This window comes from Stakelama flava, from assembly GCF_019351405.1.
In the GTDB taxonomy this organism is placed as follows: Bacteria; Pseudomonadota; Alphaproteobacteria; order Sphingomonadales; family Sphingomonadaceae; genus Sphingomonas; species Sphingomonas flava_A.
In genome coordinates this window covers 1-15,590 of the sequence record NZ_JAHWZX010000013.1, presented here as the reverse complement: position 1 = coordinate 15,590, position 15,590 = coordinate 1, and the positions used below count along the sequence as shown (strand labels likewise).

Here is a 15,590-nt window from a genome sequence, read left to right as displayed (position 1 = left end):
ATGCGGCTGCGTCCCGTCCCTTTGGCCTTGACCGTGCTGATTGCCATTGTCGCCATCGCCTCGCTGGTGGCGCTTCGCCAATTAGCGCGCGCGGCCTATGTCAGCGCAGATGTCGCGGTGAGTGGTTCGGGCGGGCGCTACGGCCTGTCGACCGTGGGGCTAAGCTATCCGTTCGCCGCTGCGATCGCCAAGGGGTTTCGTGACGCCGCGGCAAAGGCCGACGCGACCGCGATCATCCTGGACGCGCAGGGCGATGTTCAGAAACAGGCGAACGACATCGACGACATGCTGGCGCAGCGGGTCGACGGTATCGCGGTCATGCCCCTCGATTCGGTGGTTGCGCAGGGCTGGGTGAAGCGTGCCGAAAGCGCAGACGTGCCGATCGCCGCCGTCGCTGCGCTCGTCGGCGACCCGCGCAGCCGCGACGTGAAAGACGTCTATCCGGGCCTTGTCGCGCTTGCTTCCCAGGATGAGGTGGAGGCGGGGTACAAGGCCGGGGAACTCGCCGCGCGGCTCATGCCCGACGGGCGGTCTGCGAAGATCGCCATTATCGAAGGCGCCGCCGGCTTCCCTGAAGTGGAACAGCGCGCGCGCGGGTTTCGCGCTGCGCTTGACCAAGCCGGCGTTTGGTATCGCGTGGTCGCAGCGCAGCCGGGAAACTGGACGTCCGAAGGGGGCGAGGCTGCTTGTCAGAACATTCTGGCCGCGCATCCCGGCGTCGATCTGTTCTTCAACGAGGCAGACGACATGGTGATCGGCTGCGCGCGTGCGGTTCGCGCTGCTGGGTCTCACGCGCGCCTGATCGGTGTCGGGGGATCGAAGCTTGCCGTTGCCTCGATCAAGGCAGGGGCGGTGGACGGCACCGTATGCTTCAAGCCCGAAGCGCTGGGTGCGCTCGCGTTCGAAGCGCTGCATGACAAAACAACGACCGCGCAGGGGCGTTTCCTTACTTATCCGATACCGGCAGTCACCCGCGCGAATGTCGCGAAGTGCGTCGGCCAATGGTGACGCATCCGCCCTTGCTATCGCTGGACGGCGTGACCAAGACCTTTCCGAATGGCACGGTCGCGCTAGCCGGGGTCGATCTCGATCTGCGGGCAGGGCGGGTGCATGGGCTGCTGGGCGCGAACGGTGCGGGCAAATCGACGCTGATCAAAATCCTTTCGGGCGCGCTGCCTGCAAGCGGAGGTGCGATCCGCTGGCATGGCGAGGCGGTGCGCTGGACGCGGCCGCGCCACCCGCGCGAAGCGGGCGTTGCGACCATCTATCAGCATATCCCGCTGGTTCCGACGCTATCGGCGCTGGAAAACATCCTGCTTGATGAACGCGGTACATGGCGTAACCGGACGGCGGATCGCGAGCGTATCGGCGCTATCGTATCGACGCTTGGCCATCCGTTCGACCTCAACACGCCAGTGGCGCAGCTGCCCATCGGCGCGCGGCAGATGGTCGCGATTGCGCAGGCGCTTGCCGGCGGCGCCGAACTCGTGGTGATGGACGAACCTACCGCCTCGCTTGCGGGCGATGAGCGTCAGACCGTGTACCGCACCATCCGGCGGCTGGCGTATGACGAAGGCAAGGCGATTTTGTTCGTGTCGCACTTCCTCGACGAAATCATGGCGCTTACCGACGAGGTCACGGTGCTGCGTGACGGGCGGGCGGTGCTGCATGCCGAAACCGATACGCTGGACGAGGCGCGTATCGCCGAAGCGATCGCCGGTCGCGCAGTCGCGGCCATCGCCCGGCCGGATCAGGCGCGCTCGCTGGGCGAACCCCGGCTGGAAGTGCAGGACCTGCGCTCGCCCGGCAAACTGTCACCCGTTTCCTTCACGTTGCACACCGGCGAGGTGCTCGGCATCGCAGGCGTGCTCGGATCGGGCCGCAGCGAATTGATGCACGCGGTGTTCGGCAGCGATCCTGATGCGCGCGGACAGGTGCTGCTTGATGGCGAAACGGTGGGACGGTATCCGGACGAAGCAGTCGCCGCCGGACTGGCGCTGGTGCCGGAAGATCGCGCCGAACAGGGTTATGTCCCGCAATTTTCGCTCGCCGAAAACATCGCGCTTGCGCGGGTGTCCCAGCGCGGCGGCGCGTTTATCGACGCTGCGAGCGAACGCGCGGATGCGAAGGCGGCGATCGACCGTCTTTCGATCAAGGCGCCGGGCGGGGACGCGCTCGTCACCGAATTATCGGGCGGCAATGCGCAAAAGGTCGTGGTTGCCAAATGGCTGACCGACGATACGCGCGTCCTGCTACTCGACGAACCAACAGCGGGCATCGACATCGGCGCGCGAACCGACATCCTGAAACTGGTTCGTGCCCTTGCCGATGGAGGCCTTCCGGTCATGCTGGTGTCGTCCGAGTTTGAGGAACTACTCGCGATCTGCGACCGCATCCTGGTGATGCGCGACGGACGGATGATCGGGCAGGCCGATCCGTACGCGACCAGCGAAACCGATCTCACCTTGATGACCGGCGGCACCACGGATGTTGCCGCGGCAGGAGCAAATGCATGAGTGCGAAAATCGATTGGCGCCGAACCTTCGGGCTGCGGGAGGCAGGGGTATATTACGCGCTGCTGATCCTGCTGTTCGTGCTCGCCGCGATTGCGTCTTCGCGTGGCCTGCCGCCTTATCTGAGCGCCGAAAATCTGGGCAACATCGCATATCAAGCATCGCTGATCGGTATCATGGGCGTTGCGATGACGGTCATGCTGATCACCGGCGCGTTCGACCTGTCGGTCGCGTCGGTGGCCGCGCTCGCAGCGGCGGTGCTGGTCGGACTTGCCGGGTCGATCGGCTTCGTGCCGGCCGCGCTCGCTGCGCTATGCACTGCGGCGGCAATCGGGCTGATCAACGGCGCAATCGTCCAGTTCATCGGCATCAACGCCTTCATCGTGACGCTAGGTACGTTGACCGCGGTGCGCGGGCTGGTGCTGATCCTGACCGGTGGGCGATCACTGATGGTCGAAAATCCCGCAATACTGGGACATATGCTTGCCTTTGAAAGCACCCGCATTTCGCTCTTCTGGCCGGCGCTGGTGCTTACCATAGTGATTGCGGGCGCGGGGATCATGCGCCGCGCTCCGCTCCCCATCGCGGCGGGGCTGATTATTGGCGCACTGGCCCTGCTGGCCGGTCCCACCGTCGCGGTGGCTGCGCCCGTCATCTATCTGGCGCTGTTCACCTTCGTAATGTGGGCGGTGCTTCGCTTCACTGTCATTGGCCGTCGGCTGTACGCCGTGGGCGGCAATGCGGAGGCGGCACGGCTGTCGGGCGTCAATGTTCATGCCTACAAACTTGCTGCCTTCGTGCTTTCAAGCGTTGCGGCGGGCTTTGCCGGCATATTATTTGGCTGCCGGCTAGGCGCAATCAACCCGACCGCGCTCCAGGGGAGCGAACTCACCGTCATCGCAGCCGCGATTCTGGGCGGCACCTCGCTCTTCGGCGGGGCGGGCAGCGTAGTGAAGACCGTGGTCGGTGCGCTGTTGCTCTTCACCCTGACGAACGGGTTCAATGTCCTCAACCTCGGCGCAAATTACCAAGGGCTGATCGAAGGCGTTGTGGTGGTGGCTGCAGCCGCGATCTATACGGTCGGCGGTAATCGCCGCCGTAGCCGCAAACCCGTCGCCGATACCGCACCCGAGGCACCCCCGGTTGTCGAAGGAGCGACTGCATGACCCGGCGGCGCCTGAAAATCGCGGTGCGTCAGTTCGAGCCGTTCGAACGCGCCATTGCGCGCCAGTTTGACGATTTCTGCCGTACCACTGGTCAGGACGCCGAACTCGAAGCACGTGCGATGGACCTGAACACGCTTCATGATGCAGTCATCGGGTCGGGCGGGCTGGGGGACGGCAGCTGGGACATAGCGTTCATGGCGACCGACTGGCTCGCCGAGGCGCAGGGCGCAGGGTTGCTGGAAGACCTGACGCCTTACATGGCGCGCGCGGCAGTGCCGGATTTTCCGCGCGGATGGAGCCCATCGCTTACCGGGCTTCAGGGCTTTGACGGCGGTTATTGGGGACTGCCCTATCACGACGGCCCCGAATGCCTGATCTATCGCTGTGACCTGCTTGCCGAAGCAGGAATTGCGGTGCCGACTAACTGGGAAAGCTTTCATGAGGCCGCGCGTAAGCTCCATGCTCCAGACAAAGGGCGATACGGCACCGTTCTGGCGCTCTACCCCGACGGTCACAACGGCTTCTACGATTTCTGCATCCATGTGTGGTCGCGGGGGGGTGAAGTGTTCGACCGCGACGGGCGTCCTGACTTCACGTCGCATCAGGCGCATGACGCGCTGGATTTCCTGCGCGAACTCGCCGCCGATACCGGCGCGATGGTCCCCGATCCCCATGCGCTGGACAGCGTAAAATCGGGATTGTTGTTCGCCGAAGGCAAGGTAGCGATGATGGCCAACTGGTTTGGGTTCGCGGCTTATGGCGACACCGCGCCCGACAGCAAGGTGAAGGGCAAGGTTGATGTTGCGCCGCTGCCTGCGGGGCCGGGCGGGCGTAGCGTGTCGCTCAACGTCTTCTGGGTGCTGGCGATGGGGCGCGGCTCCACCGCCAAATCGCTCGCCTGGGATTTCATGCGCCATTGTGCACGGGCCGAGATGGACCTGATAACCGCGAAAGAGGGCGCGATCGGCACGCGCAAGTCCACTTGGGCCGATCCCGATGTGAACGCCGACATTCCCTATTACCACCGGCTTGACTGGCTTCACGAACATGCCCGGCAAATGCCGCTGACGCCGCGGCTTGCCGCCATTTCGCGGATTGTGGACGAGCTGATGACCCGCGCGACTACCGACGACACCCCGACCGCTGACCTGCTCGCACAGGCGCAGGCGAGTGCGCAGGCGCTATGACCCTGCAGCTTCAACAGCATTGGCCGATGCCCACCGCGCCGCGCCCGATCGTGATCATCGGCACCGGCGGCATCGTGAAGGATGCGCATCTTCCTGCCTATCGAAAGGCGGGCTTCCCAATTGCAGGACTATTTGACCCTGATAGCGAATGCGCCCGCGGCTTGGCGCAGAAATGGGTCGTCCCGCGCGTTTTTTCTTCGATCGAGGAAGCTGCGGCGCACGATGCGGTGTTCGATGTCGCCGCTCCCCCTGTCGCCCATGCCGACATTCTTCGTACGCTGCCCCGCGGTGCGCATGTGCTGCTGCAAAAACCGATGGGGCTGACGCTTGCCGACGCAACATCGATTCGTGACGTCGTGCGCGAGCGCGGCCTGAACGCGGCGGTCAATTTCCAGCTTCGCTATTCCCCGATGATGCTGGGCATCGCCGACGCCATGCGGCAAGGCCTGCTGGGCGAACTGGTTGAGATCGAGGTGCACATCAACCTCGTCACGCCCTGGCATCTCTTTCCACATCTGAAGACCAATCCGCGGGTGGAGGTCGTGTCGCATTCGATCCATTATCTCGACACGATCCGCGCGCTAGCCGGCAATCCGCACGCAGCGCTCGCGCGCAGCTTTTCATATCCTGACAGCGAACTTACCGATACGCGAACCTCCATTCTGCTCGACTATGACAAGTCGCTTCGCGTCGCGCTGTCGATCAACCACCATCATGATTTCGGCCGCCGCTTTCAGGACGCGAGCTTTCGCGTCGAAGGGACGAAGGGCGCGATGATGGCGAAGCTGGGTGTGCTCCTCGATTATCCGACGGGCGAACCCGACGAATTATGGTTCGCGCGGCGCGGTGGCGATTGGGAACAGGTGTCGCTGTCGGGCGGCTGGTTTCCCGACGCCTTTATCGGACCGATGGCCAATCTTCAGCGAGTGGCGAGCGGTGAGGAGAGCCGACTTTCCACGCATGTCGACGATGCCTGGCGCACCATGGCGCTGGTCGAGGCCTGCTACGACGCAAACCGACAAGCCGGCACTCCGGTGCCTCGCGACTGATAAAGGAATCGACGTGATTGACCTGACCGGAAAGACCGCCCTTGTTACCGCTGCGGGGCAGGGCATCGGACGCGCTTCCGCACTGGCTCTGGCGGCGGCGGGCGCGCGGGTGATCGCCACCGACATCAATGCCGATGCGCTGTCACCGCTGACGGAGCATGGCATCGAAACGCGCGTCCTCGACGTTCTCGACGCCGATGCGATCAGTGAGTGCATGGCACAGGTCGGCGCGGTCGACATCCTCTTCAACTGCGCTGGCGTCGTGCATGGCGGTACGATCATGGAGGCGAGCGACGATGATCTCGATTTCGCCTATGCGCTGAATGTAAAGGCGATGGTGAGGATGTGCCGCGCCGTGCTTCCCGCGATGATCAACAAGGGCGACGGTGCGATCGTCAACATGGCTTCTGTCGCGTCGAGTACGAAGGGCGTTCCCAACCGGTTCGTCTATGGAACAACCAAGGCAGCCGTTGTGGGCATGACCAAGGCGTTGGCCGCCGATCATGTCGCACAGGGCATACGCTGCAACTGCATCTGTCCGGGGACTGTCGAAACGCCGTCATTGAAAGAGCGGCTGTCGGCACAGGGCGATTACGAAGCTACCCGATCCGCATTCGTCGCGCGCCAGCCGATCGGTCGGATCGGCACCGCCGAAGAAATTGCCGACCTCGTCGTTTATCTGGCAGGCGCGACCTACACCACCGGACAGGCGATCAACATCGATGGGGGGTGGACGATATGAGACGCGCCCTTTGCCTTGCGCCGATGCTCGCGCTGGCAATCCCGGCCCCTGCCTTGGCGCATCCCGCACGCCCGGCCCAGAATGCAAAGGCCGCGCGCGATGTGCAGTTTTCGCGGCTGTGGCTTGGATCGGCCTGGTATCCCGAACAATGGCCCGAGGAAAGCTGGGCCGAAGACTTGCGGCTTATGAAGGCGCACGGCGCCAATGTGGTTCGCATCGGTGAATTCGCGTGGAGCCGGATGGAGCCGCGCGAGGGCGAATATGACATGTCGTGGCTCGTGCGCGCGGTGCGTCTTGCCGGGAAATACGATATCAAGGTCGTGATCGGCACACCCACTGACACGCCACCTGCATGGATGAGCCAGAAATATCCCGACATCCTTCGCATCACCAGCGATGGCGATCAGGTGGGACATGGCGGGCGCAGGCAATTTTCAATCTCCAGCCCGCGCTATCGTGCATTTTGCCGCGACATCGTATCGCGGATGGTGACGGCGCTGGGCCACGAACCCAATGTCATCGGCTGGCAGATCGGCAATGAATATACTGACGAAAGCTACGATCCCGCCGCTCGCAACGCATGGCACGAATGGCTGAAAGCGAAGTACAAGACGCTCGACCGCCTGAACGAGGTCTGGACGACCGCCTATTGGTCGCAAACCTATACCGCCTGGGACCAGGTTCCGTTCAACAGCGACAAGAACAATCCGGGCCTGATGCTAGACCTCAAGCGGTTCATTACCGGGCAGTGGGTCGATTTCCAGAAGAACCAGTTCGATGTTATCCGTGCCGGTGCCGATCCTCAACAATTCATCACCACCAATCTTGGCGGGCTTGGCTGGGCCAACCGCTTCGACCGCTATGCGATCAACCGCGACCTCGATTTCGCGTCGTGGGACGATTATGTCGGGCAGGGGCACCTCGAACCCTATCGCAACGGCGCGACGCACGATCTGGTGCGCGGATGGAAGCGCAAGAATTTCTGGGTGATGGAAACGCAGCCCGGCTTCGTAAACTGGGCGCCGGTCAGCAACATCCTGTATCCCGGCGAAACACGAGCCATGGCTTGGCAGGCGGTCGGTCATGGCGCCGATGCGGTACTGTACTGGCAATGGCGAAACGCGCTGAATGGTCAGGAAACCATGCACGGATCAGTGATCGGTCCCGGCGGCGAGCCGTTGCCGATCTATGACGAGATCGCCCGTATCGGAAAGGACTTTGCCCGGACGTCGGACGCGCTCGCCAGTACCGAGCCGGTATCCCCGGTCGCGATCGTGCAGGATTATGACAGCCGCTGGGCGATCGATTTTCAGAAGCATCACGAGGATTATGACCAGATCGAGGTGTTGCTTGATTATTATCGCCCGCTGAAGGACGCGCTGGGCGCGGTAGACATCGTCGAGGCGGCCGGACCCTTGTCGCAGTACAAGCTGGTGGTTGCGCCGGACCTGAACATCATCACCGATGCGATGGCCGAACATCTGGCCGATTATGTACGTGGCGGCGGGCATTTGATCCTGGGCCCGCGGTCGGGGCTGAAGGATGCGTTCAACCGCCTGCACCTAGAGCGCCAGCCCGGGCCGCTGGCCGAACTGCTGGGTGGCCGGGTCGAACAATTCTACGCGCTGGACGAACCGGTGGCGGTCAACGGCGGCAGCGCGAAGATATGGGCCGAGGATTTGTCGGTGAAGTCACCCGATACGAAGGTGCTGCTTCGCTATGGCAAGGCGAATGGCTGGATCGACGGTCATCCCGCCGCCATCGAACGCCAGGTGGGCAAAGGTTCGATCACCTATGTCGGTGCGCTGATCGATGACAGCCTGATGGCGCCCTTGATGAAGCACGCGATGGATGCCGCGGGGGTGAAGCCCGATTTTGCTGTGCCCGACCATGTCGAACTGATGACGCGGCGCGGAGACGGACGACGCATCGTGATCCTGATCAACCATGGGCGTGACGAACGCAACGTCACCCTGCCGGAAACGATGCGGGATTTGTTGAATGGCGGCGCGACTGAGGCGGTTGGATTGAAGCCGGAGGGTGTAGCCGTCCTCGAACGTGCAAAGGGGAATTGAGGATGAAGCTGAAGGCCGTGTTGCTCGCCGCGCTTGCGGGATCGGTTGCCATGCCCGCCATGGCGCAGGATAGCGAAGTAAAATTTCCGATGGATTTCCAGAAGGCGCCGGTCGAGCATCAGCTTGATCAGGTCGCCAAAGGCATCAAGGATGGCCCGTACAAGGCTGAATGGGGATCGCTGAAGGCGTTTCAGGTGCCCGAATGGTTTCGCGATGCGAAGTTCGGCATCTTTATTCACTGGGGTGTCTATTCGGTGCCTGGCTTTGCCAGCGAATGGTATTCGCGCAACATGTACGAGCCGCACAACGCGGCGTTTACCTATCACCGCAACGTCTACGGCCCGCAGTCGAAGTTCGGGTACAAGGACTTCATTCCCGAATTCACCGCAGACAAGTTCGATGCCGCCCGCTGGATCAGGTTGTTTCAGGATGCTGGCGCGAAATATGTCATTCCCGTTGCCGAACACTGCGACGGTTTCGCCATGTACGACAGCGACATGACGCATTGGGACGTCACCGAAATGGGGCCGAAGCGGGACACGGCGGGTGAATTGATGACCGCCGCGCGCAAGGCGGGGATGCATTTCGGCCTGTCTTCACACCGCGCCGAACATTGGTGGTGGTACGGTGTGGGCCGTGGATATGACAGCGATGTCAATGATCCGCGCTATGCCGGGCTGTACGGTCCCGCGGCTCCGCGCGCACTTCCCGCCGACCCTAAGGGCAGCGTCCCAGACCCCAGCCATCTGGAAAACTGGTTCCCCCCAAACCAGCAGTTCCTTGACGACTGGCTGGCGCGCACGACCGAGATCGTCGACAAATACAAGCCGGAAATGATCTACCTCGACTGGTGGACCAGCGCGCCTGCGTTCGAGCCGGACATGCAGAAATTCGCCGCCTATTATTATAATAGCGGGCGCAAGTACGGGTACGCCCCGGCGATCGCGTACAAGGGCGAGCAGTTCGAAAGCGGGACCGCTTTGTTCGATATCGAACGCGGGAAGCTCGACGCGCTCCGGCTGGAGCCTTGGCAAACCGATACCTCGGTATCTGTACACAGCTGGGGCTATGCGCAGGACGATGAATATCGCACCGCCAAGTCGCTGACCCAGGATCTGGTCGATGTGGTGGCAAAGAACGGCAACCTGCTGCTCAACATCGGCCCGAAAGCCGACGGCACCATTCCGCAACAGGCGCAGGACGTCCTGCTGGGAATGGGCAAATGGCTGAAGGTGAATGGCGAGGCGATCTATGGCTCGCGGCCGTGGAAATATTTCGGTGAAGGCCCGACGACCAGCGAAACCGGTCAGAAGAGCGAAAACCCAAACAAATCCTGGACGCCGTCCGACATCCGATTCACGACGAAGGGTGATACGCTCTACGCCATCGGCATGGAACGGCCTGCCGACGGCACCGCGCTTATCAAGACGATGTACGCCGGGTCGCCGTATCTGACCAAGCCGATCGCCAGTATCGAAGTGCTGGGGTACGGCGCCGCCAAGTGGCAGCAGGACGACACCGGTTTGAAGGTCATGCTGCCCGACGGCGCAGGCACGGATATGCCCTACACGCTACGCATCAGGTTCAAGGGATAAGGAAATAGCGGTGTCCAAATTGCTGGAAGGAAAACGCGTGTGCGTGACCGGAGCGTCGGCAGGCATCGGCCGCGCGGTGGCGATCGGCTGTGCGCGGCATGGGGCGGATGTCGCCGTGAACTTCGCCAACGATTCCAACGGAGCCGATTCCGCCGTCGCCGAGATAGAGGCGCTCGGGCAAAGGGCCATCGCCGTTCAAGGGGACGTGGCCGAAGCCGAAAGCGCAACCCGCCTGATCAGCCACACGGTAAAAGCGCTGGGTGGCGTCGACATATTCGTCAACAATGCCGGGATCTGCCCGTTTCACGCGTTTCTCGATATGCCTGCTGAGACATTTGAACGCACGATGCGCGTCAATCTGCACGGTGCCTATTTCATGGTGCAGGCGGCGGCAAACCAGATGGTCAAGCAGGGACATGGCGGTTCGATCATCGCCATGTCGTCGATTTCCGCTCTGGTCGGCGGCGAATATCAGACGCACTACACTCCCACCAAGGCAGGTGTGCTATCGTTGATGCAATCGACAGCGATCGCGCTGGGCAAGCACGGCATCCGCTGCAACGCGCTGCTTCCCGGCACCATCCTTACCGACATCAACAAGGACGACCTCGCCGACACGGACAAGCGGCGATATATGGAGGGGCGGGTACCGCTCGGGCGTCTGGGCCAGCCGCAGGACATGGTCGGTCCGACCGTATTCCTCGCCAGCGATGAGTTGTCGGGATATGTCACCGGGGCGGCGCTGCTGGTCGACGGTGGCGCTTTCGTGAACCTGCAATAATGGGCTGGGCAGCTTTTGCGCTCGATTATCGCGAGCTTGCGCGTCGTCGCCTGCCGCGTTTCCTGTTCGACTATATCGACGGCGGTTCCTATGCCGAAGTGACGCTGCGGTGAAACGTCGCCGATCTCGAACGCATTGCGCTGCGCCAGCGCATTCTGACCGGCGTGTCGCAGCTCGACCTGTCGACCGAGATTTTGGGACAGAAACTGGCGTTGCCGATCGCGCTTGCCCCGGTCGGACTTCCGGGCATGACGTCCGTTGCGGAGAGGTGCAGGTTGCGGGCGCCGCCGAAAGGGCAGGTATTCCGTTCTGCCTGTCCACGGTATCCGCCTGTCTGCTGGGCGAAGTTGCAGCCGGGACTACCAGACCGTTCTGGTTTTAACTTTACATGATCCTCGACCGGCCTTCATGCGCGACCTGCTTGCCAAGAGCGTTTTCCATACGATCTGACTCGTCAAAGATTTTATTTGTTGTTCCGATGTGATTCACGCTTCGTGCTGGTGGAAGGAGGTCAGCATGGATGGCACGAACGCTTTCACGGGATCTTCGGGACAGGGTTGTTGCAACGATTGATGGTGGTCTGAGTTGCCGTGCGGCGGCGGCCCGCTTCGGTGTCAGTGTGTCGAGCGCGATCCGCGGGCGAGGACTTGCGCTGGAGCATGGTCAGGCCGTGGCCAGGCCGCGCGGCGGTGACCGGCATTCGGGCAAGATCGAAGCGCAGGGCGGCTTCATTCGGGAACTGATCGCCGAACAGGGCGACATGACCCTGGTCGAGGTTCAGGCGCCGCTGATCGAGCGCGGCGCTCCGATTGGGATCGGCACGGTGCATCGCTTCTTCGTGCGTCACGGGATAACGCGCAAAAAAAGACCGGGCACGCGATCGAGCAGGACCGCCCCGACGTCCTGAGGCAACGTCGGCATTGGTTCGACGGCCAGATCGACCTCGAACCCGAGCGCCTCGTCTTCATCGATGAGACCTGGACCGCCACCAACATGACCCGCAGCCACACGCGCTGCCGGAAAAGCCGAGCGGTTGCGGATGGGCTTCCCGCACGGCCACCGCAAGACCACCACGCTGGTTGCGGGCCTGCGCATGACCGGCATGGTCGCGCCGATGGTGCTCGACGGGCCGATCAACGGCGACTGGTTCGAAGCTTATGTGGCACAGGTTCTGGTGCCCGAGCTGGTCGACGGCTTCGTGTCGCTAGCGCGCACGCCCGAGGAGCGGCAACTGGTCGGCGATCTGCTGACGCGCATCACGATCTATGACCTGAAGGTCGAGGGGGAGAAGGTCCGCAGGCGCGGGAACAGCAGTTTCGAGACAGTGGTGAAGGTGACTGCGCATGAACTTCTCCATTTTTCGAGCTGGAAACGGGCGGTGTCCGGCCATGTCGCGACACGTGCAGACAAATCGTCGGCGGTCGAGCTGGTAATTAGCCGCAAGTCTCTAGTTTCGTCGGATTGACGGTGCTGTTGCAATCATCGGAAAACCTAACGGAAGGCAGGTATATTTGGAATTCACAAACTCTCGTCGCACCTGGTTAAGTCTTGACCGTATGCCGGGGTCAGCCGAATACTTCCGACAGAGCACATGGTGGGAATATTGAAATGAATTTCGAATGTCTACGCTGCGCCGCTGCGCTGCTTGCCGCGACGGCATTGTCGGTACCGGCGGTCCAGGCTAGCGAACCCGCCATGCACGGCGCCGCCAAACCGGCTGCGGTCGTACAGCGCGACCATGTCCGCTTCACCGTACTTACACCACGCGTTATCCGCATGGAATGGTCACCCGATGGCCACTTCGTCGATGCACCGTCGCAAATTTTCGTCGAGCGCAACCAGCCGGTGCCGCAATTCACGACTAGCACGCATGACGGCAAGCTGCAGATCGACACCGCTTCACTCAGCCTCACTTATACGCTTGGCAGCGGCCGGTTCGACGCCAGCAATCTCACCGTCCAGTCAAAAGGCTTCAAGACCGCCTTCACCTGGCATCCCGGCGAAGCGGATGCAGCCAATCTCAAGGGCACCGCGCGCACGCTCGACCGCTATCGCGGCGACACTCAGCTCGATACCGGCAAGAAGCTCGATCTTGATCAGGGCCTCATCTCGCGCGCCGGCTGGCACGTCATCGACGATTCGAAGAGTTTTCTGTTCGATGACAGCGATTGGCCTTGGGTGAAGAAGCGTAGCTGCGCCGCTTGCCAGGACCTCTATTTTCTCGGCTACGGCCACCAATACGAAGACATCCTGGGCGATTACGCCAAGATCGCGGGGCGCGAGCCGATGCCGCCGCGCTTCGCGTTCGGCTATTGGTGGTCGCGCTACTGGAATTATTCGGACAGCGAATTCCGCGATCTGGTCGGCAATTTCGGAAAGTACCGCATTCCGCTCGACGTGTTGGTCATAGATATGGACTGGCACCGCACCGACGGACTCAGCTGGGACCCGAAATACGCCAAGAAAGACGCATTCGATCAGCTCGTCGGCTGGAGCGGTTATACCTGGAACAAGAGCCTGTTTCCCGATCCCCCGCGGTTCCTCGCTTGGCTGCATAGTCAGAAGCTGCAGACGACGCTCAACCTCCACCCTGCATCGGGCATGACGCCCGACGAGGCCAGCTATCCCGCCTTCGCCAAGGCGATGGGCGTACACAACGGCAAGCAGATCGGCATCGAAACTGCCGACAAGCGCTTCATGACCAGCCTGTTCGATACCGTGCTCGATCCGCTGCGTGCCGAGGGCGTCGATTTCTGGTGGCTCGACTGGCAGCAATGGCCCGATTCGAAAAAACTGCCCGGCCTCTCCAACACCTGGTGGCTGAACTATGTGTTCTACACGCACATGCATCGCGCAAGCCAGGATCGCGCGATCATCTACCATCGCTGGGGCGGCTTGGGGAACCATCGCTATCAGGTCGGCTTCTCCGGCGATTCGGTGATCTCCTGGCAGTCGCTGGCCTATCAGCCCTATTTCACCGCGACGGCGTCGAACGTGCTCTACGGCTATTGGAGCCATGACATCGGCGGGCACATGTTCGCCGACGACGTGCCAGAGAAAGAGCGGCACATCGATCCGGAACTTTATGTCCGTTGGATGCAGTTCGGCGCGTTCAGCCCGATCCTTCGCACGCATTCGTCGAAGGAAGCCGGGCTGCGCAAGGAACCGTGGCGCTTCTCGCCTGAGGTCTTCGCCGCCCTGCGCGAGGTGATCGATGAGCGCTATGCGATGGTGCCTTACATCTATACCGCCTCGCGTGAGGCCTATGATACCGGCGTCTCGCTGTTGCGGCCGCTGTATTATGATTGGCCGGACGAGGCGAAGGCCTATGACACGCCCGACGAATATATGTTCGGCGACGACATGCTGGTTGCCCCCGTTGCCCAGGCGATGAAGGACGGCGCGGCGACGGTGTCGATCTGGCTGCCGCCCGGTCGCTGGTACGATCGCAACCGCGGCGAGGTGATCGACGGCGGGCGCACGATCTCCTGCGACTATACGCTAAACGAGGTACCGGTGTTCGTGCATGCTGGCGCTGTGCTGCCGATGAACCCGCCGTCGGTGAAGAAGCTGCAGGACATGGACAACGGCAGCATCGTGCTGCGCATGATCCCGGGCGGTTCGGCGACAACGCGGCTCTATACCGACGCCGGCGACAGCGAGGGCTATCGCCATGGCGAATACGCCTTCACTGCTATTGAAGGCCATCGCGATGCCCATGAGGCAACGCTGACCGTCGCGCCACGCCAAGGCCACTATCCGGGCATGCCGCAGGCGAAGCAGGTTACCATCGAGCTGCCTGACGCAGCCATCCCGCAGAGCGTGATGGTGAATGGGCGTGCCTATAGTCGCGCCGATGCGCAACAAGCAGGCAGCTGGAGCTATGACGGCGATACGCTGACTGCGCGGATCACGGTGCCGGCACAGACGGTCGACCAGTCGCTCCGCGTCAGCGTGCGTTTCGCGGATGATGCCGTCGACATGGCGGGGCTACGCTATCGTATGAAGCGGACCGCGGCAGCGGTCGAGTGGCTAAAATATCATTGGGATTCGCCCAGTCCGTTGCCCGACGATGTGTCGCTGGCAGCCCAGCTGGGGCAGCTGATCGACTATCATCCCGAACAGCTGCCGATACTGGTGCGTGCTTTCGATGAGCGTCTGGCGAAGCTGCCGGAGGAAGTCGAGGGCACCCATGCATCGCCAGAGGTAAAGGCGCATTTCGCGTCAATGATGAAAGCGCTCCGCGGCGCATAAATTTGACTATCATTACAGTTGCATATTGATTGGAACTCTGAATCAATAGGTTTCCATGGTGAGGAGGCCGTGGATGACGGGCGCATCAATCGAGACGAACTGGAGCTATGGGCAACGTCTTTGCGCGATGTGAAGGCGCGGATGGGCAGCCTGTTCACACAGGCTCGGGTAGCGGCATCGGCCAATCTGTTCCTTGATGGCCTGTTGGGTGATGAGCGGCGCAAGACG

The 15,590-nt window shown here is 62.1% G+C and carries 10 protein-coding genes and 3 pseudogenes; all 13 read left to right on the top strand.

The genetic code is table 11. The features are described from left to right. Positions 1–1,008, top strand: a complete 1,008-nt coding sequence (locus KY084_RS12930; RefSeq protein WP_219238895.1) for a sugar ABC transporter substrate-binding protein — start codon at positions 1–3, stop codon at positions 1,006–1,008. Next, complete coding sequence (locus tag KY084_RS12925; RefSeq protein ID WP_219238894.1) at positions 1,002–2,516, top strand: sugar ABC transporter ATP-binding protein; 1,515 nt, start codon at positions 1,002–1,004, stop codon at positions 2,514–2,516. Before KY084_RS12930 ends, KY084_RS12925 begins: the two co-directional genes overlap by 7 nt. Next, a complete protein-coding gene (locus tag KY084_RS12920; RefSeq protein WP_219238893.1) occupies positions 2,513–3,679 on the top strand; it encodes an ABC transporter permease in 1,167 nt (388 codons plus the stop codon). The genes KY084_RS12925 and KY084_RS12920 overlap by 4 nt, the downstream gene beginning before the upstream one ends. Continuing rightward, complete coding sequence (locus tag KY084_RS12915; protein ID WP_219238892.1) at positions 3,676–4,866, top strand: extracellular solute-binding protein; 1,191 nt, start codon at positions 3,676–3,678, stop codon at positions 4,864–4,866. Before KY084_RS12920 ends, KY084_RS12915 begins: the two co-directional genes overlap by 4 nt. Continuing rightward, entirely contained in the window at positions 4,863–5,915 is a 1,053-nt protein-coding gene (locus KY084_RS12910; RefSeq protein WP_246587120.1) for a Gfo/Idh/MocA family protein, read from the top strand. The genes KY084_RS12915 and KY084_RS12910 overlap by 4 nt, the downstream gene beginning before the upstream one ends. 13 nt (positions 5,916–5,928) lie before the next feature. Then, entirely contained in the window at positions 5,929–6,657 is a 729-nt protein-coding gene (locus KY084_RS12905) for an SDR family oxidoreductase (RefSeq protein WP_343228018.1), read from the top strand. Then, positions 6,654–8,732: a beta-galactosidase gene (locus KY084_RS12900; protein ID WP_246587119.1), complete on the top strand. Its 2,079-nt coding sequence runs from the start codon at positions 6,654–6,656 to the stop codon at positions 8,730–8,732. Before KY084_RS12905 ends, KY084_RS12900 begins: the two co-directional genes overlap by 4 nt. Before the next feature lie 2 nt (positions 8,733–8,734). Further along, entirely contained in the window at positions 8,735–10,327 is a 1,593-nt protein-coding gene (locus KY084_RS12895; protein ID WP_219238891.1) for an alpha-L-fucosidase, read from the top strand. 10 nt (positions 10,328–10,337) lie between these two features. Further along, positions 10,338–11,108 carry an L-rhamnose 1-dehydrogenase Lra1 gene (lra1, locus tag KY084_RS12890; protein WP_219238890.1) on the top strand — a complete coding sequence of 257 codons (771 nt, stop codon included), beginning with the start codon at positions 10,338–10,340 and terminating at the stop codon, positions 11,106–11,108. Then, positions 11,108–11,487 (top strand): annotated as a pseudogene (locus tag KY084_RS12885) (alpha-hydroxy-acid oxidizing protein); the annotation flags it as partial. The gene lra1 and the pseudogene KY084_RS12885, both read left to right, overlap by 1 nt. A 444-nt stretch (positions 11,488–11,931) precedes the next feature. Next, positions 11,932–12,309: pseudogene (locus KY084_RS16800) on the top strand (transposase); the annotation flags it as partial. Positions 12,310–12,716: 407 nt separating this feature from the next. After that, on the top strand, positions 12,717–15,362 hold the full coding sequence (locus KY084_RS12870) for a glycoside hydrolase family 31 protein (RefSeq protein WP_219238887.1): 2,646 nt from the start codon (positions 12,717–12,719) through the stop codon (positions 15,360–15,362). Positions 15,363–15,417: 55 nt separating this feature from the next. Further along, positions 15,418–15,590: pseudogene (locus KY084_RS12865) on the top strand (IS701 family transposase); the annotation flags it as partial.